The organism is Halomicrobium zhouii (assembly GCF_900114435.1).
GTDB lineage: Archaea > Halobacteriota > Halobacteria > Halobacteriales > Haloarculaceae > Halomicrobium > Halomicrobium zhouii.
Genome location: NZ_FOZK01000002.1, coordinates 591,227 through 613,361, shown reverse-complemented (window position 1 = coordinate 613,361; position 22,135 = coordinate 591,227). Strand labels below are relative to the sequence as shown.

The following is a 22,135-nucleotide window of genomic DNA, read 5'->3' as shown; positions in this document are numbered from 1 at the left end:
GCACGACCGCTCCAACTAGGCATGAACATCGTTCCGGACACGAGCGTGGTCATCGACGGCCGCGTGTCCGAGCAGATCGAAGCCGACGCCGACGCCGAGTCGGCCGCGAGCGGCAAGGGGTTCGCCGGCGCGACCGTCATCATCCCGGAGGCGGTCGTCGGCGAACTCGAATCGCAGGCCAACGACGGCCGCGAGACCGGCTGGGAGGGGCTCGAGGAGCTCCAGCGGCTGGTCGACCTGGACGAGGCCGGCGAGATCGACGTCGAGTACGTCGGTCGCCGACCGGACGCGCTGGAGAAGCGCGACGCCGGCGAAGGCGAGATAGACGCGCTCATCCGCGACGTCGCCCAGAAGGAGGACGCGACGCTGTTCACGAGCGACGACGTGCAGGCCCAGGTCGCTCGCTCGAAGGGGATCACCGTCGAGTACGTCGAACCCCGCGGGCGTGACGTCGAACGCCTGCAGATAGAGAACTTCTTCGACGAGGGGACGATGAGTCTCCACCTCAAAGTCGGTGCCAGACCGATGGCCAAGCGCGGCTCCATCGGCGACATGCACTACCAAACCATCCGTGACGACGTGGTCACGGAGACGGAGATCAAAGAATACGTCGCCGACGTCGAGGACGGCGCCCGGTCCAGCCCGGAGGGGTTCGTCGAACTCGACGAACCGGGGATGACCATCGTCCAGTTCCGGGACTTCCGGATCGCCATCGCGCGACCGCCGTTCTCCGATGCGACGGAGATCACCGCCGTCCGTCCCATCGTCAAGACGGACATGGACGACTACGAGCACGCCGACGAACTGCGCGAGCGCCTCACCGACCACCAGCGCGGCGTCCTCATCGCCGGGGCCCCCGGCGCCGGGAAGTCGACGTTCGCCCAGGCCGTCGCCGAGTTCCTCACCGAGGCCGACTACGCCGTCAAGACGATGGAGAAGCCACGGGACCTCCAGGTCGGCCCGGAGATCACCCAGTACACCGCGCTGGGCGGGTCGATGGCCAAGACCGCCGACTCCCTGCTGATGGTCCGGCCGGACTACACCATCTACGACGAGGTCCGGAAGACCGACGACTTCGAGGTGTTCTCGGACATGCGACTCGCGGGCGTCGGGATGGTCGGCGTCGTCCACGCGACGCGTGCCATCGACGCGCTCCAGCGCCTCATCGGCCGCGTCGAACTCGGCCTCATCCCGCAGGTCGTCGACACGGTCATCTACATCGAGGCCGGCGAGGTCCACACCGTCTACGACGTGACCACGGAGGTCAAGGTCCCCGAGGGCCTGATGGAGGAGGACCTCGCGCGCCCCGTCATCCTCATCCGCGACTTCGAGACCGGCCAGCCCGCCTACGAGATCTACACGTTCAACCGCCAGGTCGTCACCGTCCCGCTCGGCGAGAACGCCGACGGCGACAGCGGGCCTGGCAAAGACTCCGGCGTCGACCGCATCGCCAAACAGGAGATCGAACGGGAGATCCGCTCCATCGCCCACGGCCACGTCGAGGTCGACCTCAAGAGCCCGGACACCGCTGTCGTCTGGGTCGAGGAGAACGACATCTCCCAGGTCATCGGCAAGGGCGGCGGCCGCATCACCGACGTCGAGAACAGGCTGGGCATCGACATCGACGTCCGCACGCTCGACGAGAAGCCCGCTTCCGCCGGCGGAAACTCGGGAAGCAGCGGCGGTGGTGGCGATGGCGGTGCAGCCACCGGCCAGCCCGGCGAAATCGTCACCCCCGAGATCACCTCCCGCCACGTCGTCGTCCCGATGGACGGCCACGCCGGCGACACCGTCGAGGTCCAGGCCGACGGCGAGTACCTCTTCACCGCGACGGTCAGTCGGGGCGGCGAGATCCAGATCTCCCGGGCAGCGCCATCGCCGAGGAGATGGAGCAGGCCATCGACCGCGGCAAGGCGATCACCGTGGTGCCGTCGTAACGGCGAGCGTACCGCGAGCGAAGCGAGTGGTTTCACCGGCCGAACGGAGTGAGGCCGGCCTTTTTCATCGACGTTTTTCGAGGAGTAGTGTGCGAGGGAAGCGAGCACGCCCGACGATGAAAAAGGTCGTGGCGCAGGCAATCGACCGCGAGAAGGCGATCACGGTCGTGCCGTCGTAGGCGAGTAGGTCGCAAGCGGGAGGAGATCGTCTATAAGAACGAAGACGCCCGCTATGAATCAGTGAGCGAGGATTCCGCGACGACTGAATGAACCCCGAAACCACCTCACCGAGTGGCGGACTTTTCACTGATTCGGTTACCCGGAGAACCAGGCCAACAACCGGCTGCAGTTCACCGTGATGGTGTAGACGATCACGGCCCCAGAGAGAAGGAGTGTAAGGAACGCGACAATTGCGACACCCAGCAACGCCCAGTCCGGGAGTCGCTGCACTCCTTGAGTGAGAAAGATCGCTGCCAGGAGGAACAGCCCAACCGCGTCGGCGAGTCGCATCGAGCGATAGCGTGCGTTCATGTGGATAAGAAGGTTGCCACGATAGTACAAGTTGTTTTTCTTTCGACACGATGATCAGTGGAGCTACGGCACGGAACGAGCCACATCGGCTCAGTGACGCGGCAGCGCTTCGAATACCGAACGCGCCGATAGAAGCAATGAAAAGGGACCTCTGGGGTGGAGTGGCAACACGTGCCCGCCAGAGGTGTACACATAGAGCGGAACGAGTGTTCACCGTAGCACTGGCGGCCACTTGGTGTGGAGCAGGACGCCAGGCGGAGTCGGCGCAGTCCAGCGGGCGCCAGCAGATGCGGCGCCTTACCTGTCGACGGACTTACCGAGCGACCAGGCGTCGCCGCCGCATCCGATGTTATAGCTGAGAGGGCCCGACACTGAGAGCGACAAGTTATCCGGGTTCTATAGGTCCCCCAACGATCCAGGTATGGCCGTATTCACACCGGACAGTCCCGTAGGACTTGTTCTGTTGGCGCAGCTGCAGCTGGAGACGGCCGTCCCCCTCGGAGGCGAACAGCTTGGCCGGGTTGTTTCCGGGCGGCGCCGTCCGGTACTGGGTATCGTCGAAGCTGATCGTCACGCCTTCAGTGTCCTCATCTAGGTCCGGACTGCGCATGTCGGTCACGTTATTGATGTCCTCTTTCGCAGTAAAGCTGAGATCACCGTCGTGACTGACCGTCCCGGTAATCGAGCCGAAGACGTTCGCCTCCCAGACGCGGTCGTATCACCGATGTCAAGAACCGCCTCGGCATCGACAACGACGCCCCACGCTCTCCGAGAAAACCGTCTCCGGAGGCAATGCTTCGGGCAAAGGCGGCGGGAGCAGCTCCGGTGACGGAGCCTTAGCCAACGGCCAGCCCGGCGAAATCGTCACCCCAGAGATCACCTCCCGCCACGTCGTCGTCCCGATGGACGGCCACGCCGGCGACACCGTCGAGGTCCAGGCCGACGGCGAGTACCTCTTCACCGCGACGGTCAGTCGGGGCGGCGAGATCCAGATCTCCCGGGCAGCGCCATCGCCGAGGAGATGGAGCAGGCCATCGACCGCGGCAAGGCGATCACCGTGGTGCCGTCGTAACGGCGAGCGTACCGCGAGCGAAGCGAGTGGTTTCACCGGCCGAACGGAGTGAGGCCGGCCTTTTTCATCGACGTTTTTCGAGGAGCGGGTCGCGAAGCGGCCCCGACGAAGAAAAAGGTCGGGGAAGACGATCACCGTCGTCCCGTCGTAACGGCGAGAGGTTACTGACCGGCTGTCGTTTTTACGCCTCGCGCAGATCCCACTCGTCGAAGCCGTAGGACTCGATGGCGTCGAGGCGGCGCTGCTCTTCGTCGGTGAAGGAGACGTCCAGCGCGGCGAGGTTCTGTTCGAGCTGGTCGACCGAGCTACAGCCGACGACGGGGACCGTCGGTTGGTCGCGGCCGACCATCCAGGCCAGGGCGACGGCGTTGCCGTCGACGCCCTTTCGCTCGGCGAGTTCCGAGACGAGGCGCACCTTCAGGCGGTTCTCGGTACGGACGTAGCCCTCGGGGATCGAGCGGTCGTCGCGGCCGTAGCAGCCCCGGAGCGTCGGCGAGTAGGGGAGGACGGTGAGGTCGGCCTGGTCGCAGTAGTCGACGAGTTCGTCCGTCGTCGGGAGCTGGGCGTCGAAGTCGGCGTCGCGGTCGGGGATCAGGTAGGAAAAGCGGGGCTGGACGCACTCGAAGCGGGGCCAGTCGCGCTCGGCTGCGATGCGGTTGGCGCGGGCGATCCGCCAGGCGGGGAAGTTACTCGCGCCGAGGTGCCGGACGGCGCCGTCGTCGACGATATCGGCGAACGTGCCCATCACGTCGGTCTGGGGCGTCGCGGGGTCGTCGACGTGCGCGTAGAGGAGGTCGATGGTGTCGACGCCGAGGCGCTCGCGACTCCGCTCTACCTCCTGGCGGATCGTCTCGGGATCGAGTTCCCGGTCGACGTCGCCGTAGCCGAAGCCGACCTTGGTGGCGACGGTCATCTCCGCGCGCACGTCGCAATCGTCGAGCCACTCCCCGACGAGAGGTTCGCTCTCGGGTTCGTCGTAGCCGTCGACCCACGTCGCGTAGATGTTCGCGGTGTCGAGGAAGCGACCGCCGGCCTCGTAGTAGCGGTCGAGGATGTCGAACGAGGTCTCCCGGTCGACGCTGGAGCCGAAGTACATCGTTCCGAGACACAGCGCACTGACCCGTTCACCGGTCGCTCCGAGTGGAGTCGTTTCCATGGGCTACCCTTACACCGGCTGTCCCGTAAACGTACCACACTCCGCGGCGGCGGTAAGCGCGGTGGCGGGCGATGACGTGAGCGTGGCCCGCCTGAGTCGCTAACGATACGTTACTCTCGCGACCCCGCTGTATAACGAAGTGTGTCACACGCCAACGTATCGTATGTACCGCGCACTGGTGCCCATCGACACGAACGAGGAACGGGCGGCCTCTCAGGCCCGTGCCGTGACGACGCTTCCCGACGCGGCCGAGAGCGTGGAAGTGGTGCTCTTGCACGTCTTCGACGACGACGAGCGCGACGACGACACGACGCCGACGCAACTCACTGCGGGCAAGCGTGCCAGGGAGATACTCGAGGATCGGGAAATCGCCGTGAGACGGGAGAGCGCGGCGGGCGACCCCGTCGACGAGATCCTCGACGCGGCCGAGGATTTCCGCGCCGACGCCATCGTCATGGGCGGGCGAAAGCGGTCACGGGTCGGCGCGCTCCTGTTCGGCAGCGTCAGCCAGGCGGTGACGCTCGGGGCGGACCTGCCGGTGACCATCACCGGCGACGACGTCGCTGGCGCCCCCACCTTCGTCTGTGCGTCGTGTGGCGAACGCTACTACACCGAGACCGAGATACCCAAGTGCAACAGCTGCGGCGGCGTGAAAGTAGAAGAAGCAGTCTGAGAGAGCCGGGGGATCAGTCCGAAACCGCGGCGTCGGCCTGTTCGGCCTCGTCCGGTTCGACGATCTCGTAGAGGTTCTGGCGGGCGTCGGCGAAGTAGACGTCCTCCTCGATCACGCCGACTTCGTCGAGGCGTTCGAGGGCGTAGCGAACGGTCCGCGCCGAGAGCATCGACTCCTGGACGATGCCCTTCTGAGTGAGCGGGCCGTCGTACTCCAGAACCTTGTAGACGAGCTTCGCGCTCGGTGGAAGGTCAGCGATGGCCTCCCCGTCGGAATCAGTCATCATCTGGTCGGAGAGGCGCAGGCTCCATAAAGATTGAGGAGTCAGGGCGGTGAACCCGTCGCGAGTGGGTGATCGTGTATCCCGTCGTCGGGGGATTCGTGTTTCGACGGTGATGTGAGTCCCGACCGGGTCCCCGCCACTCACACGGATCGGGCGGCTTTTGGTGCCTCGTAGCCGAGATACCACCATGGCTACGGAAACGGTCGACGAGATGAGCGCGCACATGCGCGGGCTCACGGTCACGACGATAGCCGCGGTGGCGGGGCTCGCGGCTGGCGTCGCGTCCAACGCGGTCGCCGGGGGTGACCCGAAGAGCCAGATCGGCATCGGGGTCCTCGCGATCGCGATCCTCGTCCAGTTCCCCATCCTGCACGTGCTCGGGATCGAATACGACGGCCTCGGGACGAAGGACAAGGTCTACGTCGCGTTCATGACCTTCGCGCTGTGGTTCGTCTCGTGGGGCATCCTCCTGGCGTCTGCACTCTAAGATGGCGGACGACAGCATCGCGGTCGTGGACCTGGACAGGTGCCAGCCCGACCGCTGTAACTACGAGTGTATGAACTTCTGCCCGCCCAACCGGACGGGCAAGGAGTGCATCGTCAAGCGCGGCGACACGTACGAGGAGGGCGAGGACTTCGAGGGCAGTCCCGACCAGGTCCGCATCTCCGAGGAGATCTGTCTTGGCGAGACCTGCGGGATCTGCGTCGAGAAGTGCCCGTTCGACGCCATCGAGATCATCAACCTCCCGCAGGAACTCAACGACGAGCCGGTCCACCGCTTCGGCGAGAACTCCTTCGCGCTGTACGGCCTGCCCGCGCCCCAGGAAGGGCGCGTCACGGGCATCCTCGGTCCGAACGGTATCGGGAAGACGACGGCCGTCCACATCCTCGCCGACGAGCTGGCCCCGAACCTCGGCAAGTACGGCGAGGAGCCGTCATGGGACGAAGTGCTGGACCGCTACCGCGGGACGGAGCTCCAGAACTACCTGGAGGACCTCCGCGAGGGCGACGTGACCGTCGCGCGCAAGCCCCAGTACGTCGACCAGATCCCCGACCAGTTCGACGGCCCCACGCGGGACCTGCTCGAAGCGACGGACGAACGCGGCGCGCTCGACGACCTCGTCGAACGCGTCGGCATCGAGCCGGTGCTGGACAACCACATCGACAACCTCTCCGGCGGCGAGCTGCAGCGCGTCGCCCTCGTGGCGACGCTGGCCCGCGACGCCGACTTCTACTTCCTCGACGAGATAACGCCGTACCTCGACATCGGCCAGCGGATGACCGCCGCACAGCTCATCCAGGAACTCGCCGAGGACGAGGACCGCTCGATGCTGGTCGTCGAGCACGACCTGGCGATTCTGGACCTGCTGACGGACGCGCTCCACGTCGCCTACGGTGAGCCCGGCGCCTACGGTATCATCACCAGCCCGAAGTCGACCAAGGGCGGGATCAACGAGTACCTCGGTGGCTACCTCGACAACGAGAACATGCGCATCCGCCAGACGGAGATCGAGTTCGAGGAGCACGCCCCGCGCACGAGTTCGACCGGCGACGTCGTCATCGAGTACCCCGACCTCGTCAAGTCCTACGGCGAGGGCGAGTTCTCCCTCGAAGTCGAGGGCGGATCGATTCGCGAGAGCGAGGTCCTGGGCGTCGTCGGCCCGAACGGCATCGGGAAGTCGACGTTCGCCAAGATGCTCGCCGGCCGGCTCGAACCGGACGAGGGCGAGATCGACACCGAACTCGACATCGCCTACAAGCCCCAGTACATCGAGATCGACCAGCCGATGCGTGTCGACGCGTTCCTCGCCTCGATCACCGACGACTTCGGTTCGTCGTACTGGAACACCGAAATCTCCCAGCCGCTCCAGCTCAGTTCCATCATGGAGCAGAACCTCGACGACCTCTCCGGCGGGGAGCGCCAGCGCGTCGCCATCGCCGCCTGCCTGTCGAAGGACGCCGATCTGTACCTCCTGGACGAGCCGTCGGCCCACCTCGACGTCGAACAGCGCGTGCTCGCGACCTCGGCCATCCGGCGCTACGCCGAGAACCACGACGCCACGGCGATGGTCATCGACCACGACATCTACATGATCGACCTGCTGTCGGACCGCCTGCTCGTCTTCGACGGCGAGCCCGCCCACCACGGGCAGGCCAGTCCCCCCGTGGGGATGCGCGAGGGCATGAACGAGTTCCTCGCTAATTTGGACGTGACCTTCCGGCGCGACGAGCGGACCTCCCGGCCGCGTATCAACAAGCCCGGGAGTCAGTTGGACCGGCAGCAAAAGCGGGATGGGGAGTATTACTACGCGCCCTAGGGTGGTTCCGAACGCAGTGAGGAACCACCTTAACACCGAACGGCGAGTGAAACGAGCCGTGAGGGGGGCTGGTTCCGAACGCAGTGGGGAATCAGCTAAGTGCCCAGCGGGAGCGACCGGAGCGGGCGCGAAGCGCCCGCGGTTGCTCGAACGGGGAGGGACGACCCGTGAGGGCGCAGGGAGCGACACGCGAGGCGAGGTTGGCGCGAACGGAGTGAGCGCCAACTTACTGGCGAACGGCGAGTGAAACGAGCCGTGAGCCATCACTTTCCACCGTGCAACGTCTTTGCTATAGCGCCCGGAACCAGCGGACGTCGGTCCGATGGACGCCGTTATTAGCATGGAGTGACAGGTTGTAGACGGAGACCCCCATCGGTCCTGGCCGTCTACGCACTGCAGTGTCGGTGCGTTCGTGAGAGAGAAGGCCAGTGCCCCGCGGATCACGGCGGAACCAGTCCACCCATGTCATCCAACGATACACCGACGATGCGGATCGAGTGTACCGAGTGCGAGTTCTCGAAGGTGGTCACCCCGGCGGACGGTGAGAATCCGTACGAGACCGTCGAGATGCACGGCACGGAGTCGGGCCACACGCTCGAACTGACGGTCGTCGAAGAGTGAGCCGTGCGCCCGGGAGTCAGGTGCGGGTGAAGCGGCGGCCGGCGAGTCGTCGCCGAGACTCGTCGCTGGTGGCTGGTGGGCGGTAGATAGTGGGTGAGCGGTGGGCAGTAAGGAGCGGGTGAGCGGTGGGCAGTGAGAAGCGGGTGGTCGGCGGAAAGTAGACGGTCGGTCTCGAAAAAGCGTTCTCAGGCGGCCGGGTCCGAGGTGCTGCCCGTCTCTGCGCCGGCGACCGCGTCCTCGAGGCCGTCGTCGACGTCGACTGCCTCGTCGGCGGGGAGTTCGCGGTCGCTGTGGACCTCCTCCTGGACCTCCGTCACCGAGTCGTCCCCCGTCACTGATACGAAGATGTCGCTCAGTTCGTCGACCCTGGTTGTGGAATGACTTTCACTCATCGCACCTTGGTATAGAGGCACACAGAGGATACCGTTGATGCCTAATAGATTTGGCATCTGAACGGACGCGGCGACGCTCAGATCACGTCTCGCTGGCAGGAGCCACACAGCGACGGTTCCTTGACGTCGACCTGTCTGACCGTGGGCGAGAAGTTCATCACGCAGCGCTTGTTGTCGCAGTGTTCGAGGCCGATGGTGTGGCCGATCTCGTGGATGACTTCCTTGCGGACGCGGTCGGCGAAGATGTCGCTCGCCGAGCGGTTGGAGAAGCCACCGTCGGAGGACGTCTGGAGGCGGTAGGTGGAGATGACGCTGCCACTGCCCGAGAGGTACGCGAGGCCGAAGACGTAGTTGCGCCGGCGGTAGTACAGGTCCTTGCCGGTGATGGCGATGTTCTTGTCGCCCTTGCCCACCCGCTGTGCCAGGTCGATGAACTCTTCTGCCCGGTACTGGTCCCGGGATTCGTCGTGCGCACCGGCAGGGATAGAACGGGGCTCGTGCATGGAGACATCGCAGTCGTAGACGGAACGCAGGCCGTCCGAGGCCTCGCGCTTGACCGTCGCGGGGACGTCACCCACCGGCACGATATCGACGTGCATAGGAACGCATATGCATGGGTGTGGCATAAACATCCCGCCATGACCACCGCACGTGAGGCCCTTGTCGACCGGTTGAAGAATTTCGACCGGCTGGTCGAGGTCGGCGTGGGTCGCCAGCCCGAGGTCGCCACAGCGCTGGTCGAACGGGGCTGTGTGGTGACCGCCACCGACGTGGTCGAGCGTGCAGTTCCCGACGGGGTGGGGTTTGTGAAAGACGACGTGACCGAGCCCGAGAAGTCAGTGTACGCTGATGCGGAGTGCGTGTACGGGCTCAACCTGCCGCCGGAGCTCCATCGACCCGCGTGGGACGTGGCTCGTGAATTCGACGCGGACTTCCTGTTCACGACGCTCGGCAGCGACCAGCCTTCGATTTCTGTCGACCGGGAGACCCTTCCCGAGGGCGAGACACTGTTCGTCGCGAAGGAGGGGGTCCCGGGTAACCGCCGGGGCTGAGTGACCGAAGTCCTGCCCGGGTCGAACCTGTGTGTTCTGTTCAAGGTGCTTCTGTAACTGGTGGTTCTGTGATTTGAGTGCTGGAAGGAACTGTGGGAACAACACGTCGAAAGCCCTCGGCGGCCTGGAGTCGCGCGGACCACGCTGCGCGCGCTCGTTCCTCGCGTGCTTGCGGGTCCGTGCTTCCTCCACCCCGCCTCGCCCTTTCAGTCCACCGTCAGAGCAAGCTCTGACGAGCCCTCGTTCGCTTCGCTCACGAGGACTCCGAGGCCCGCACAGCACCGCAACCCTGCCCTTCCCCTGGTCGCGCGATGAAACGCGCTCCCGGCCGGGCGGGTGCGGAGCGGTCAGGAAGCGTATCGCTCGCCGGACGGCGAGCGACCGGGGAGGTTTGGCGGACTCAATCGTGAACGCGTGCCGAACGGAGTGAGGCCGCGTGAGCGAGGCAGGACCTGGTGGACTGAAAGGGCGAGGCGCGGTGGCCGAAGCCCGACCCCGCAAGCACCGACCGGAGGGAGGCGCGCAGCGTGGGTCGCGCGAGGCGAGCGCGCCGAGGGCTTTCGACCTGTTGCGGTCGTCAATAGCACCACCAAGCGCCCGAACAAACCCAATCGTTACAGCTAGGACCTCTCTGTACCGACTACTCGCGAAAGAACGCGACCTCGACCGACGAGAAATACGGCGAAGAAGAAGGGGAAAGGAATTGAGGACCCGCAACCACGAGTCACCCACATGAACGTAGACGCGGTCGTGCTGGACATCGACGGCGTGCTGGTGGACGTGGCGGACTCCTACCGGCGGGCGATCGTCGAGTCTCTGGAATCGGTGTACGGCGAGACCATCCCCAAGGAAGCCATCCAGCAGTTCAAGGACGCGGGCGGGTTCAACGACGACTGGGAGCTCACCTACGCGGCGGCGCTGTACCTGCTCGGGTCGCGCGAAGGAATGGACCACGATATCGACGAGTTCACCGACGGCATCGCAGAGCACGGCGGTGGACTGGACGCGGCAGAGGCAGTGATTCGGGAGTCGCTAGACGAATCCGCCGTCGAGGCCGTCTTCGACGCCTGGGACCCCGAGCGGCTCCGGGACGTGTTCCAGCAGCTGTACCTGGGAAGCGACCTGTATCGCGAACTGGAGGGGGGTGAGCCCGAGATGGAGACGGCGGGGTTCGTCAACGACGAGCCGGTGCTGGTCGAGCCCGAGACGATCGAGGCGCTGCACGAGCGCTACGACGTCGGCGTCGTCACCGGCCGACCCGCCGCAGAGGCGGACATCGCGATGGACCGTGTGGGCCTGTCCGTCGACGACGAGTACCGGTTCACGATGGACGACTGGGAGGAGGGCAAGCCCCACCCGCACGCGCTCCGGACAGTCGCCGAGCGCTTCGGCGCCGAGCGGGTGGCGTTCGCCGGCGACACGCTGGACGACATCCGGACGGCAGTCAACGCCGACGCCGCGGACGACGACCGTGTGTACTACGGCGTCGGGGTGCTGACCGGCGGGCTGACGGGTGACGACGGCCGGCGCAAGTACAGCGGGGCCGGCGCCGCCGCCGTCGTCGAGTCGGTCAACGACCTGCCGGACCTGCTGGAGTGACCAGTCAGGAAAAATCGGTCGACGGTTCGGGCGCTACATCTTCTCGCCGTCGAACCAGAGCGCGCCGGTTCGCGCCAGACCGGACAGCGTCACCAGCGCGACGACGGCAGTCGCCGTGACGACTGCGGCGACGATCGGGTTGGCGACGGCCCACAGCGCGAGGGGGAAGACGGCCACGACGGCCATCCCGCAGGCGAGGCATTCGAGCGTCGATCCGTCGCACGGCGTCGGGTCGAGGTGGGTCGGCGTCGGGATCCTCATCACAGGTGGATCTCGGGTCGCCGACGGCATAACTATAATCTGAATGATATTTTTGTAGCGCGAGTTACTGAACTGCGTTCGAGTAACAGGTCTGATAGAAGCGGGTGGCGAACCGGCGAAAAACGTCGCGGCGGGCCGCGGCTCAGACCCGTTCGGTGTCGACGACGGAGAGGTCGCCGTCGACGGTGACCCGGAGCGTCTCCTCGTTCTCGCTGATGTCGATGCGGATGGTCCAGGGGTTCTCCTCGAGGACGGTGACCGATTCGTCGTCGACGCACCACTCCAGTCGCCAGTAGGGCGTCTCCGAGAGTGCGACGTCGTGGTCGCCGTAGAACGAGACGACGGCGGAGTGGTCCAGCAGCCCCAGGCCCACCGCCGAGCAGAGCTGGTGGTTGCACTGCTCGCAGACGTGGTCGGCCCGCAGCGAGGTGCCCAGACAGCACTCACCCGCGCGCTCGATGGTCGTGTTCATGCGGCCGGAACACTCCGGGCAGACGCCGTCCTTGGCGAGGCAGTGGAGGTGGCGCACGCGCTGGTCGAACGCTTCCAGAATCTCCGCGTCGGAGCGGTCGTGGAGCCCGCCGGGCGGGAACGGGTACTCGCCGTGGCCGTGCCCGCAGTCGGGGCAGTCGATGGCGAGCACCTCGTCGTCGTAGCGGGCCGCGAGTTCCGACCCGCACTGGGTGCACGGGTCGTCGATGGCGATCTCCCGGCGCGGGTGTTCGGTGAACGACCCGGCGAGGATGGCCTGGACGATGCGCTCGCCGGCGGTTCGGAGTTCGTAGCCGGCGGGTTCGGTGCCACTGGCGGCTCCGTCGCCGTCCGCGGACGCCTCGACCTTGCGGACGAACTGGTCGGTCAGTTTGTTCAGGTGGTAGTTGAACTGCGCGCTGTCGCGGACGCCCACCTCGCTCCGGAGTTCGGAGAACCGGACCGGGTCGTCGAGGCGCCAGAGCGCCTCCAGGATGGACAGTCGCGTCTCGTCGCTGACGAGCGCGAAGGCGTCGGCGGGGGCCACGCAGTCCTCGCACTCCAGGATGGTGTCGGCCCTGCTCATGCCTCGACAGTTATCCCCCGGCCGTCAAAAGCCTTGGTGGGCGCGACGCGACCAGTAACAACGTTTATTCGGCGCTCGGCCCACCCAATAGCTATGCAAATTGCCTTGCTCGGGGGCACCGGCGACATCGGCGAGGGACTGGCGTTGCGCTGGGCGATGGACTCGACCCACGAGGTCGTTATCGGATCGCGCGAGGCCGACCGCGCGGCGGCGAAGGCCGACGAGTACGAGACCGAACTCGACAGTCGCGGCGCCGACGCGACCGTCGACGGCACCGACAACCGCTCGGCGGCCGAACGGGCCGACGTCGTCGTGGCGGCGGTCCCCGCCTACCACCTCACCGACACCGTCGAGGCCGTCGCCGACGCGCTGGAGGAAGGGAACGTTCTCGTCTCCCCGGCCGTCGGGATGAAACGCGACGAGGCGGGCTTCCACTACAACCGGCCCGGCGCCGGCAGCGTCACCGCGCTGGCCGCCCGCGCCGCCCCAGACGACGTCCCCGTCGTCGGCGCCTTCCACAACCTCGCGGCGGGCCGCCTGGCGGATCTGGACGCCGACGTCGAGTGGGACACCATCGTCGTCGGCGACGACCACGACGCCAAGGAGACGGTGATGGCCCTGGCCGACGACATCGAAGGCCTCCGCCCACTCGACGGCGGCCCGCTCGCCAACGCCGCGGAAGTCGAGTGCGTGACGCCGCTGCTCATCAACGTTGCCCGCCACAACGACGGGATGCACGACCTGGGCGTCGAGTTCCGGTAGGAAGCGGTCCGGCCCCGATTTCGATAGTCGTCACTCGCCGGTGGAGCCGAAACGAAAACGAAGCAACCGAGTTATGCGTTCGCCTGGTCGAGCGCCGTCTCGAGGTCGTCGTGCTGTGTGACGCCGACGAACCGTTCGACGATGCCGTCGTCGTTCTCGACGATGAGCGTGGGCAGCGAGCGCACCTGGTACTCGTTGGCGACGTCCTGCTCCTCGTCGACGTTGATCTTCTCGAATTCGACGTCGCCCCAGTCCTCTTCGAGGTCCTCCAGGATCGGGTCCTGGGTCTTGCAGGGGCCACACCAGTCGGCGTAAAAGTCCTTGAGCGTGACTGTCATTGCTGGTTCGCCCAAAGCTAACCGTGCGGGCCAGATAAGGATTTTCACCGAGCAGTCGACACGCGGGTGACCGGCGCGTCCGCCTTCTGGTGGTTCGCCGACAGGAGTGCTGCGCTGGCGGCTTCGGCGCGTCGGTGCCGGCGGAAGCGGGGCCGTCGCCACGCCGGCGTCGACCGGTCGCGAAAGGGAAAGGCTTACTCCGACGCGGGGTCCAGCAAATAGCATGAGCAGCAACGACGGCGGCGGGCTGATGTCCAGTGCCGGCCTGGTCCGGTACTTCGACGCGGAAGACCGCAACACAATCCGAATCGACCCCCGGACCATCGTCGCCTTCGGCGCGATGTTCGGGTTCCTCGTCCTCATCCTGAACACCTTCTGAACGGCGGGCGCCGTCGCGACGACGGATCGTCGCGCGAGTTCGGCCGACAGTACAACCGTTTTCACGGTTCGAATCCGAACGGTCGGTATGCACTTCACCCAGCGCGAACAGCAGGCGTTGCGCGAGGCGGGCCTCTCGACCGACGAGATCGACGCCGCCTCGGAGACCGTCGTCGAACTGACCGACGAGGCCGCCGCCGAACTGGAAGCGTTCTTCGCGGATCGGGAGACCGTCTACTCCGACATGGACGTCGCCCACAGTTCGAGCGACGTCCAGGAGCACACCGTCGATTACCTCGACCTGTTCACCCACGCCGACGACATCCGGGGATATCTCCGCTTCGACAGCTGGGGGGTCCCGGTCGAGGCCGGGCGCGTCCTCTCCGAGGGCGTGGTCGAACTCACCCTCGGGCCGACGGTCGACGGGCGGGTGCGCTTCGCCGCGGAGCGCGAGGCGCTATGACGGTCCAGGTGCGTGGCATCTACGCGACGGCGCTGACGGAACTATTTCGGGACGACCCGGGCGTCGTCCAGGCCTCGGACCCCATCCGCGAGCGCTTCGACGCCGAGTTCCCGCCCGAACAGGCCGACGCCGTGGTCTCGACGACGGACGATCGGCAGGGCGTCGGCGTCGTCGGCGACGAGGAGACGGTCGCGCAGGTGGCCGACGACCTCCAGTCGCTCGGCCGCGACGCGCTGGCCTGGGCTGACCCGACGCCCCGGGGCGCCGTCTTCGCCGGCGAAGTCGTCGATACCCGCAGAAGCGGCGCCGTCGTCGACCTGGGCGACGGGGCACAGGGGTTCCTCCCCTACTCGAACAGCCCGGAACGGGTCGACGACGGCGACCGCCTGCGCGTCCAGGTGACCGAACCGACGCCGCCGTGGGGCGACGACCGCACGGTGCTCGACGCGACGATGCGCGTCCAGGGGTCGCTGGCGACGCTGGTCCGCGGTGGGACGGCGGCGACCAACGGCCCCGCGCTCGCGGACATCCTCCCGACGGACCCCCGCCAGGGCTGGGGCGCTCGGTGGGACGCGGCGAGCGACGACGCGGACCTCGACGCGCTCTCGGACGCGCTCGAGACGCTGAACGAACGGGCCGCTACCGTCGACGATGCGCTCGCCAGCGGGGCCGAACCCGCCGACGGGGACGCACCCGACCCGGCCGCCGTCGCGCCCCATCGCTACCTCACCGACGAGGCGACGACCTGGGTGTGGTTCGGCCGCGAGAGCCGGTTCGCGCTCGACGAGGTCCGCCGCGAGGTGACGACGACGATGCCGGGCCACCACCGGACGAAGGCGGGGACGAACAGCGCCTCGGGGGCGGTCGACCTGGTCGAGGCGCTCGTCGACGACGAGGACGTCGACACCGGCGAGAGCGACTTCCCCTTCGCGGCGGTGGCGCGACAGTTCGGGCCGCAGGCCGGCGACACCGTGGACATCGCCCACGGGAAGCCCGACGGCCGCCTGTTCACGCTCGGCGAGGCGGCCGTCGACTCGGTCGAGGCGGACGGGACGGTGACGCTCCGGCGGGAGATGACGCCGGGCGGCCAGTACGACGGCCTCGGCGTCGATCGACAGGCCGGCGACGTCGCCATCACCAAGGTCACGGAGGGCCGCTGGTGGTACCCGACAACCTACGAGGGGGCCGAGGGCGAGCGCCGCGGGACGTACGTCAACGTCTGTACCCCAGTCGAGGTGTTCCCCGGGCAAGTCCGCTACGTCGACCTCCACGTCGACGTGGTGAAACACGCCGACGGGACGGTCGAGCGCGTCGACGACGACGAACTCGACGACGCGGTCGAGGCCGGCCACGTCTCCGAGGCGCTCGCGGAGAAGGCCCGGAACGTCGCGGCGTCACTCGTCCACGGGCTCGGCGGGAGCGAGTCGTGACCCGGAGGGTGCCGAGACCGCCGACCGGGATGGGACGACCGACTGGCCCGCAGCCAAACTCGTCAGCTTCCCCTGACGAGGTCACCGGGTGGTTGCGAGGAGGCGCCGGCCGGTCGGTGAAAGGTCGCGTTGAAAACTGTCAAACGCATCACCGGGCGGGCATATCCAGTAAATAGTTATATATCCGAGACCGCATGTTCTGTTCAGTGGGATACGGTCTCGCACCGACATCGCAATGACACCGAAGGGAAGCACACACTGATGGACGCCGACACAGAGACGTACCACTTCAGGATCGACGACGCGGATCCGTTCGGTGGAGTACTGGAGGCGATCCAGTTCGTGAAGGGGCGAGACGCCCTCGAACTGGAACCCCTCGGACGCGTGGTCGACCCGGACGCCCTGGACACGCTGGTGTCCGAATCGAGCAGCGTTTCCGTCTCGTTCACGGTCGACGACCTCGAGGTCGAGGTGACCTCCGCCGGCGACATCTACGTCGCCGACACGACGCCCGACGCGTTCATCCACGAGTCGATCGACGGGGCGGCAAACGTCCTCCTGACGACGCACTCACACTCCCACGAGGCCTGCGTGGACCTCCTGTCCGTCGCGCCGTATGACCAGGAGAACCTGCTGGGAGTGTTGCACGCGGAATCCTTCGATCGTCGCGTCTCCGCCTGGGAACAGTACATGGACGAACGACCGGCAGACACCGCCGCGATCAACCTGGGGGACTTCCCCCGGTCGTCGGCCGCCGCGACCACCCGGGGAGCGGCGAGTGGGCGCCTCGAATCATTCTCGTACATCCCGGACGCGAGCGACCTCCCGGAGCTGGCGGCGACGATTACGGAGCGCCTGGGATCACTGGCGGCGAGCGACCGACAGCTCGTCGTCTGCTTCGATTCGGTGACCAGGTTACTCCAGACTACGCCCCGGGAGCAGGCGCTGGAGTTCCTCCGTGCGACTACCGACCGGATGGCCACGGCGGACGCAGTCGCACACTACCACTTCGACCCGGAACCGTTCGGCGAGGAGACGGTGTCGGCGGTAACCGACCTGTTCGACAGTCGCGTCGTCGTCGCCGAGGACGGTGACTGGACCGTCCAGTAACCGCCGCTCCGCAGTCGCTTCCAGACGTTCTGTCGCCCGACAGCTGACGGACCGAGCCGCAGCTATCGCCGAGCGCGCCAGGCGCTGAACCCCAGCGCACCGAGGCCGGCGCCGGTGAGCGCGCCGAGACCGACGAGCGAGCCGATGCCGCCGTCTCCGGCCGAGTCTGTCGCCCCCGACTCCGTCGCCGGTTCAGCCGGTGCCGGGTCCGGGAAGACGTACAGCCCGCCGGCGCCGTCCTCGTCACCGGGGGACTCCCAGCTGCTGGCGAGGAAGAACTCGCCGGGCACGCCCCGCTGGGCCGTCCAGAACTTCGTCTGGCTCCCGTCGCGCCAGTGAAACAGCTCCCGCGGCGTCGACGGCTCGGAGACGTCGTGGACCTTCACGCCACCCTGGTACCACGAGGAGTAGCACCGGCCGTCGGCGAGTTCGAAGTTGTGGGCCGTCGTCCAGACGCCCGACCGGGTCGGGTCGGGCGACGGCGGCGGGTCGATCGTTGCCCGTTCGCGCGGGTCTGTCGGGTCGGAGACGTCGTAGAGGTGGATGCCGCCTGGGCCGACGTCCGCACCGTCTTCGACGGCCCACGACTCCACGCCGACACCGAGCAGCGTCCCGCTCTCGTCGACGGTGACGAAGTGGTCGTTGCCGGGCAGCGCCGTCGCTTCCTCCGAGGTGTTCGCCACGGCGGCGAGTTCCTCGACCGGCCGACCGCGGACGCGAGAGAGAAACTCAGGGCTGGCCGGGTCCGACACGTCCAGAATCCAGGTGCCGGCGTCCCAGTGGGCGAGGTAGGCGATGTCGTCGGCGACCCAGACGTCGTGGAGGACGCGCATAACCGGTTCGACGTCACCCCAGGCCTCGTCGTGGTCAAGCAACGACCACCGGCCGAACTCCTCGCCCGAGTCGGCGTCGACGGTGACGAGCCAGTTCGATTCGAAGTCGTTTGCCGTCAGGTAGGCGACGCCGTCGGCGAGGAAGGCGTTGTGGATGGGGTAGTCCGTCTCGTGGACGGCGACGCGGTCCGGTTCGGTCGGGTCCCCGACGTCGTAGACGACGGCGGCGTGGACGGCGTCGACGCCGCCGTTGGCCGGGCCAACCACGAGCAGACAGTCGCCGTCGACCTTCACGTCCCAGATCTGTCGCATGGGGCCGTGTTCGTGGTCGTCGAGAACGGCGTCGGAACTGTAGGCGACGGCCAGGTCGGCCGGGTCGCTCACGTCGACGACGGCGAACCCGTCAGTCGTCGCCAGGAAGACGGTCGTTCCGTCCCGGACGACCGCCTCCTTGGCGCCCGCGAGGCGGAGCGATCCGAGCGGGTCCGGTCCCGTCGGCGTCTCGGAGACCGGCGTCCCCTGCCCCCCGCCAGAGCCTTTCGGGTGTGCGCTGGCAGTTCCGACGCTCCCGAGGACGGCGCTTCCACACGCAGCCCGGAGGAACGACCGGCGATGCATGTCCCACAGTGGGGCGTCCGAACGTAGAAACGTTGCGCTCGTCTGCAGCGGACCGTGCCGACGAACGTGTGTCCAGTGTGATACGAGCGACAGACAGAGGTGTCCCGGCGCCCAACTGTGGGACATGGCGTCAGATCCGACCGAGGGACCGCGAGCCGACGACCGAACCGCCGCCGAAGACGCCGCCCACACCGGGAACCCGACGAAAGTCGACGACCAGCAGCGCGTCGCCGAGTCCCCTCACTCCGATGACCCCGCCGTCGAGGCCCTCCACCGCGTCGAACTCGGCCTGGAGTGGTTCCACCGCGCACACGGCCACCTCGTCGCCTTCCACCACAACACCGGTCACGCGATGGACCACTTCGCCGCCGCCGAGGCGTTGCTGCGCGACCAGGGTGAAGACGAACTGGCGGACGAACTCCGCGACGACTTTCTCCCCTGCGGCGTGCTCGACGACCGCTGGTCCTACGACGTGCTGGAGACGTTCCAGGCCGGCCTGCTCGACGACGCCGAGACGCTCGAGGAGCGAGCGCGCGAGCGTCTCGCCGACGGCGACCGCCACGTCGCCGAACGCGCCCAGGAGAAGGCCTGGAAGGGGCGTGCCGAAGAGGAATCGGAGTGAGGGTGCGCTTTCCCGTTAGCTACCTCTGTGCGGGAGGCAACTACTGTGTTGATCGGTCGGTACTGAGGCGGCACCTGCAACTCTAATCAACAGGCCGAAAGCCCCGGTCGGCTGAACTCCCGCGACTCGCTGCGCTCCTCGCTCCGCTGCGGTGCTCGCGTCGTCGGGGTTCGTTCAGCCGACCGCCCCTTTCAGTCCACCCACTTCGGCTGGTTCGTCAGGAGAAACGGGCGGGAATGAAAGGGGCCGACCGCTCGGGGAAGGCGGCCCCGACAAGCACCGGAGCGAACGGAGTGAGCGAGGAGCGCAGTCGCGGGCCCCCGACCCGAGCGGGAGGGGGCTTTCGGGGTTTTGTTTCTAGTTCTCGTGGTCGTCTCGATCCGGACTGATCAACACAGTAGTTCTACCGCTCACGAACGTTCTCGCCCTGGTGGTCGGCGAACGTCTCGTCGCCGCTCGCCGGGTCCCGTTCGTAGACGACCTCGCCTCGAACCATCGTCCACTCCGGGAACACGCCGGTGAAGCCCTCGAACGGCGTCCAGTCGATCTTGGTGTGCATGTCCTCCCCACGAATCTTCCGAGCGTCGTCCGGGTCGACGAGGACGAGGTCGGCGTCGGCGCCTTCCTCGATGGTTCCCTTCCGCGGCAGGTCGAACACGTCGGCTGGATTCGCCGCGGTGAGGTCGCGGACGCGCTCGTAGGAGAGGTTCCCCTGCCTGGCTTCTTCGAGGAGGAGCGGGAGCGCCGTCTCGACGCCGGGGACGCCCGAGGGCGCGTCCCAGATGGCGGCGTCCTTCTCCTCGCGCGTGTGGGGCGCGTGGTCTGTCGCGATCATGTCGACGGTCCCGTCGGCGACGCGTTCGTACACCGCTGCACGTCGCTCCTCGCTCCGGAGCGGCGGGTTCATCCGGCCGAACGTCCCGAGTTCCGCCAGGTCGTCGCGCGAGAGGAACAGGTGGTGGGGCGTCACCTCGCAGGTCATCCCCGCGTCGGCGGCGATATCGATCCCCTCGGGCGTGCTCGTATGCGCGACGTGGATGGTAGCGTCGTGCTCGCTGGCCACGCCGCAGGCCCGTTCGACGGCGGCTTCCTCGGCCTCGGTGGTCCGGAACGCGCTCCAGGCGTCGGCGTCGTCGCGCTCTTTCGCGTCCTGATTGAAGAGCGTCGCGTCCTCGGCGTGGACGGTGACGGCCCGACCCCTCTCGGTGGCTCTCACCAGCGCGTCCTCGAACAGGTCGGCGTCGATGCCCATGTCGCCCGTCGAGTCGGCGAGAAACACCTCGCCAAGGGCGAACAGCGGCTGGTCGAGGAGGCCGTCGGGGTCCCACGATTCGGTGACGCCGCCGTTGATGCCGTAGTCGACGACCGATTCGCCGGCGAGCGATTCCTTCTCCGCGACCGCGTCGGCGTCGATCGTCGGCGGGTCTGTGTTGGGCTGGTCGACGACGGTAGTGACGCCGCCCGCTGCAGCGGAGCGGGACCCCGACGCCCACGTCTCCTTGTGCGAGTAGCCGGGCTGGCGAAAGTGGACGTGGACGTCGATCATCCCCGGGAAGAGTCGCTTGCCCCGTGCTTCGACGACGCGCTCGTCGTCGTGGGGTTCGAGGGCCGATTCGACGGCGGCGATGGTCTCGCCCTCGACGCGGACGTCGCGCTCGGACTTGTCTGGGAGTGTCGCGTTCCGGATGAGCATACGGTTGGCTCCTCGGTGGCCAGACCTACGTGTTTCGGAGTCGCGACCGCGGACGGTGGTGTGCCCACGCACCGAGAACAGTTTACGCGCGTTCGCTCGCGAACGGTCGTCAAGCGTCTCCTGTAGCGTGTGCCTCACCGCGATCGTGTCGGCCGTCGTGAATTTTTCTGTCCATCGAACGGACGTTCCCCGTAAACTGAGAGAGCGCGTCAGATCGTATCGTAAAGAATCTCGGGCGGTCTCAGCCAGTCGTAAAATGGGGATGAAACGAATTCGAGCGCCGAAATCGGATTAATTGTTCCGGGCAGTCGCTAAATAGAGCAAAGCGACTCGCGTATATAACACCCACTGGGTGCAAGTGGTGACCGAAGCCAATGAGCGCAACAGCACCCCCCGCGGCTGTCGAGGAATCGCCCGCCGACTGCGCCGAGAGTGACTCCAAGGCCGAGCGCCTGCGTGCGTATCTGGCCGAAGAGACCGCAAACCAGGGTGAACTCTACGTCAAGGGCAAGTTCATCGCCGACGACGTCGACCTGTCGCCCCAGGCGATCGGCCAGCTGATGATCCGGCTGCAGGAGTCCGCGCCCGACCTCGAAATCGAGAAGTGGTCCTACACGAGCGCGACCACCTGGCGCGTGACGCGCACGCAGTCTGCCTGAGGTGCTAGAATGGCTATGTCCCCGTCCACCCTCCACGAATCCGTCGTCGAGACCCCCCGAGACGAAGGGCTCGGTACGCGCGTCCGATCGACGCTCGCGGAGTACCTGCGCCTCGTCTCGTCGCGGTCGGACGAGCGGAGCGAAGCGACCGACGAAGAGGTACGGAACGCGATTCGAGCCTTCGAACGGGACTGAACACCGTCTCGTCTCTCGCGGGTTGCTCGCAGTCCCTCCACGGCCCCTTGCTGACGGCCCTCCAAAGCCCCTCCACGGCCCC

At 66.9% G+C, this 22,135-nt stretch carries 24 protein-coding genes and 2 pseudogenes; 16 read left to right on the top strand and 10 right to left on the bottom strand.

The window, feature by feature from the left end; all coding sequences use genetic code 11:
* Positions 1–21 precede the first annotated feature (21 nt).
* Positions 22–1,937: pseudogene (locus tag BM337_RS10245) on the top strand (ATPase, T2SS/T4P/T4SS family).
* A 315-nt stretch (positions 1,938–2,252) separates the two neighbouring features.
* On the opposite strand, the gene BM337_RS10240 reads toward BM337_RS10245, so the two are convergent.
* Positions 2,253–2,447, bottom strand: coding sequence for a hypothetical protein (locus BM337_RS10240; protein WP_089816518.1), 195 nt, complete (start codon positions 2,445–2,447; stop codon positions 2,253–2,255).
* Positions 2,448–3,179: 732 nt separating this feature from the next.
* Between BM337_RS10240 and BM337_RS20615 the strand changes: the two are divergent.
* A pseudogene (locus tag BM337_RS20615) lies at positions 3,180–3,540 on the top strand (ATPase); the annotation flags it as partial.
* A 181-nt stretch (positions 3,541–3,721) separates the two neighbouring features.
* Here BM337_RS20615 and BM337_RS10225 read toward each other — a convergent pair.
* Positions 3,722–4,696 (bottom strand): aldo/keto reductase, encoded by a 975-nt coding sequence (locus tag BM337_RS10225; RefSeq protein WP_089816515.1) that lies wholly within the window; start codon positions 4,694–4,696, stop codon positions 3,722–3,724.
* 163 nt (positions 4,697–4,859) lie between these two features.
* Between BM337_RS10225 and BM337_RS10220 the strand changes: the two genes are divergently transcribed.
* Positions 4,860–5,369: a universal stress protein gene (locus tag BM337_RS10220; RefSeq protein ID WP_089816514.1), complete on the top strand. Its 510-nt coding sequence runs from the start codon at positions 4,860–4,862 to the stop codon at positions 5,367–5,369.
* Between the two features lie 13 nt (positions 5,370–5,382).
* Here BM337_RS10220 and BM337_RS10215 read toward each other — a convergent pair whose 3' ends face one another.
* Positions 5,383–5,652, bottom strand: a complete 270-nt coding sequence (locus tag BM337_RS10215; protein WP_089817168.1) for a BglG family transcription antiterminator — start codon at positions 5,650–5,652, stop codon at positions 5,383–5,385.
* Between the two features lie 187 nt (positions 5,653–5,839).
* Between BM337_RS10215 and BM337_RS10210 the strand changes: the two genes are divergently transcribed.
* The 3 genes from BM337_RS10210 to BM337_RS21120 all read left to right on the top strand — a co-directional run bounded on the left by BM337_RS10210 (position 5,840) and on the right by BM337_RS21120 (position 8,591).
* Complete coding sequence (locus BM337_RS10210; protein WP_089816513.1) at positions 5,840–6,139, top strand: EMC6-like membrane protein; 300 nt, start codon at positions 5,840–5,842, stop codon at positions 6,137–6,139.
* 1 nt (position 6,140) lies between these two features.
* A complete protein-coding gene (locus BM337_RS10205) occupies positions 6,141–7,970 on the top strand; it encodes a ribosome biogenesis/translation initiation ATPase RLI (protein WP_089816512.1) in 1,830 nt (609 codons plus the stop codon).
* 462 nt (positions 7,971–8,432) lie between these two features.
* On the top strand, positions 8,433–8,591 hold the full coding sequence (locus BM337_RS21120; protein WP_177227409.1) for a hypothetical protein: 159 nt from the start codon (positions 8,433–8,435) through the stop codon (positions 8,589–8,591).
* A gap of 185 nt (positions 8,592–8,776) precedes the next feature.
* Here the strand turns inward: BM337_RS21120 and BM337_RS10200 are convergent, their stop codons facing one another.
* Positions 8,777–8,983, bottom strand: a complete 207-nt coding sequence (locus BM337_RS10200) for a hypothetical protein (RefSeq protein WP_089816511.1) — start codon at positions 8,981–8,983, stop codon at positions 8,777–8,779.
* Between the two features lie 77 nt (positions 8,984–9,060).
* Positions 9,061–9,582 carry an archaemetzincin family Zn-dependent metalloprotease gene (locus tag BM337_RS10195; RefSeq protein WP_089816510.1) on the bottom strand — a complete coding sequence of 174 codons (522 nt, stop codon included), beginning with the start codon at positions 9,580–9,582 and terminating at the stop codon, positions 9,061–9,063.
* Positions 9,583–9,621: 39 nt separating this feature from the next.
* Here BM337_RS10195 and BM337_RS10190 point away from each other — a divergent pair, with 39 nt between their 5' ends.
* Positions 9,622–10,035, top strand: a complete 414-nt coding sequence (locus tag BM337_RS10190) for a UPF0146 family protein (RefSeq protein ID WP_089816509.1) — start codon at positions 9,622–9,624, stop codon at positions 10,033–10,035.
* A 732-nt stretch (positions 10,036–10,767) separates the two neighbouring features.
* A complete protein-coding gene (locus BM337_RS10185) occupies positions 10,768–11,634 on the top strand; it encodes a TIGR01548 family HAD-type hydrolase (protein WP_089816508.1) in 867 nt (288 codons plus the stop codon).
* Positions 11,635–11,667: 33 nt separating this feature from the next.
* On the opposite strand, the gene BM337_RS10180 is transcribed toward BM337_RS10185, so the two are convergent.
* On the bottom strand, positions 11,668–11,898 hold the full coding sequence (locus BM337_RS10180) for a hypothetical protein (RefSeq protein ID WP_143117696.1): 231 nt from the start codon (positions 11,896–11,898) through the stop codon (positions 11,668–11,670).
* A 139-nt stretch (positions 11,899–12,037) separates the two neighbouring features.
* Positions 12,038–12,952, bottom strand: coding sequence for a winged helix-turn-helix domain-containing protein (locus BM337_RS10175; RefSeq protein ID WP_089816506.1), 915 nt, complete (start codon positions 12,950–12,952; stop codon positions 12,038–12,040).
* Between the two features lie 93 nt (positions 12,953–13,045).
* Here BM337_RS10175 and npdG point away from each other — a divergent pair, with 93 nt between their 5' ends.
* Positions 13,046–13,714, top strand: coding sequence for an NADPH-dependent F420 reductase (npdG, locus tag BM337_RS10170; RefSeq protein WP_089816505.1), 669 nt, complete (start codon positions 13,046–13,048; stop codon positions 13,712–13,714).
* A 71-nt stretch (positions 13,715–13,785) separates the two neighbouring features.
* On the opposite strand, the gene BM337_RS10165 is transcribed toward npdG, so the two are convergent.
* On the bottom strand, positions 13,786–14,052 hold the full coding sequence (locus BM337_RS10165; RefSeq protein ID WP_089816504.1) for a thioredoxin family protein: 267 nt from the start codon (positions 14,050–14,052) through the stop codon (positions 13,786–13,788).
* 223 nt (positions 14,053–14,275) lie between these two features.
* Here BM337_RS10165 and BM337_RS10160 point away from each other — a divergent pair, with 223 nt between their 5' ends.
* The 4 genes from BM337_RS10160 to BM337_RS10145 all read left to right on the top strand — a co-directional run bounded on the left by BM337_RS10160 (position 14,276) and on the right by BM337_RS10145 (position 17,433).
* Entirely contained in the window at positions 14,276–14,431 is a 156-nt protein-coding gene (locus BM337_RS10160) for a preprotein translocase subunit Sec61beta (protein ID WP_089816503.1), read from the top strand.
* 87 nt (positions 14,432–14,518) lie between these two features.
* Positions 14,519–14,893 (top strand): DUF7532 family protein, encoded by a 375-nt coding sequence (locus BM337_RS10155; protein ID WP_089816502.1) that lies wholly within the window; start codon positions 14,519–14,521, stop codon positions 14,891–14,893.
* Positions 14,890–16,323 (top strand): ribonuclease FAU-1 family protein, encoded by a 1,434-nt coding sequence (locus tag BM337_RS10150; RefSeq protein ID WP_089816501.1) that lies wholly within the window; start codon positions 14,890–14,892, stop codon positions 16,321–16,323. The genes BM337_RS10155 and BM337_RS10150 overlap by 4 nt, the downstream gene beginning before the upstream one ends.
* A 261-nt stretch (positions 16,324–16,584) precedes the next feature.
* On the top strand, positions 16,585–17,433 hold the full coding sequence (locus tag BM337_RS10145) for a DUF7504 family protein (protein ID WP_089816500.1): 849 nt from the start codon (positions 16,585–16,587) through the stop codon (positions 17,431–17,433).
* 62 nt (positions 17,434–17,495) lie between these two features.
* Here the strand turns inward: BM337_RS10145 and BM337_RS10140 are convergent, their stop codons facing one another.
* Entirely contained in the window at positions 17,496–18,884 is a 1,389-nt protein-coding gene (locus BM337_RS10140; protein WP_089816499.1) for an LVIVD repeat-containing protein, read from the bottom strand.
* Positions 18,885–19,008: 124 nt separating this feature from the next.
* On the opposite strand from BM337_RS10140, the gene BM337_RS10135 reads away from it, so the two are divergent.
* Complete coding sequence (locus tag BM337_RS10135) at positions 19,009–19,506, top strand: hypothetical protein (RefSeq protein ID WP_177227407.1); 498 nt, start codon at positions 19,009–19,011, stop codon at positions 19,504–19,506.
* 403 nt (positions 19,507–19,909) lie between these two features.
* Here BM337_RS10135 and BM337_RS10130 read toward each other — a convergent pair whose 3' ends face one another.
* Entirely contained in the window at positions 19,910–21,199 is a 1,290-nt protein-coding gene (locus tag BM337_RS10130; protein ID WP_089816498.1) for a dihydroorotase, read from the bottom strand.
* Between the two features lie 374 nt (positions 21,200–21,573).
* Here BM337_RS10130 and BM337_RS10125 point away from each other — a divergent pair, with 374 nt between their 5' ends.
* Both BM337_RS10125 and BM337_RS10120 read left to right on the top strand, forming a co-directional pair.
* Positions 21,574–21,858 (top strand): DUF7123 family protein, encoded by a 285-nt coding sequence (locus BM337_RS10125; RefSeq protein ID WP_089816497.1) that lies wholly within the window; start codon positions 21,574–21,576, stop codon positions 21,856–21,858.
* A 15-nt stretch (positions 21,859–21,873) separates the two neighbouring features.
* The gene (locus BM337_RS10120) at positions 21,874–22,053 is read left to right on the top strand and encodes a hypothetical protein (protein ID WP_089816496.1); all 180 of its coding nucleotides are present in this window, start codon (positions 21,874–21,876) and stop codon (positions 22,051–22,053) included.
* Positions 22,054–22,135: the final 82 nt, after the last annotated feature.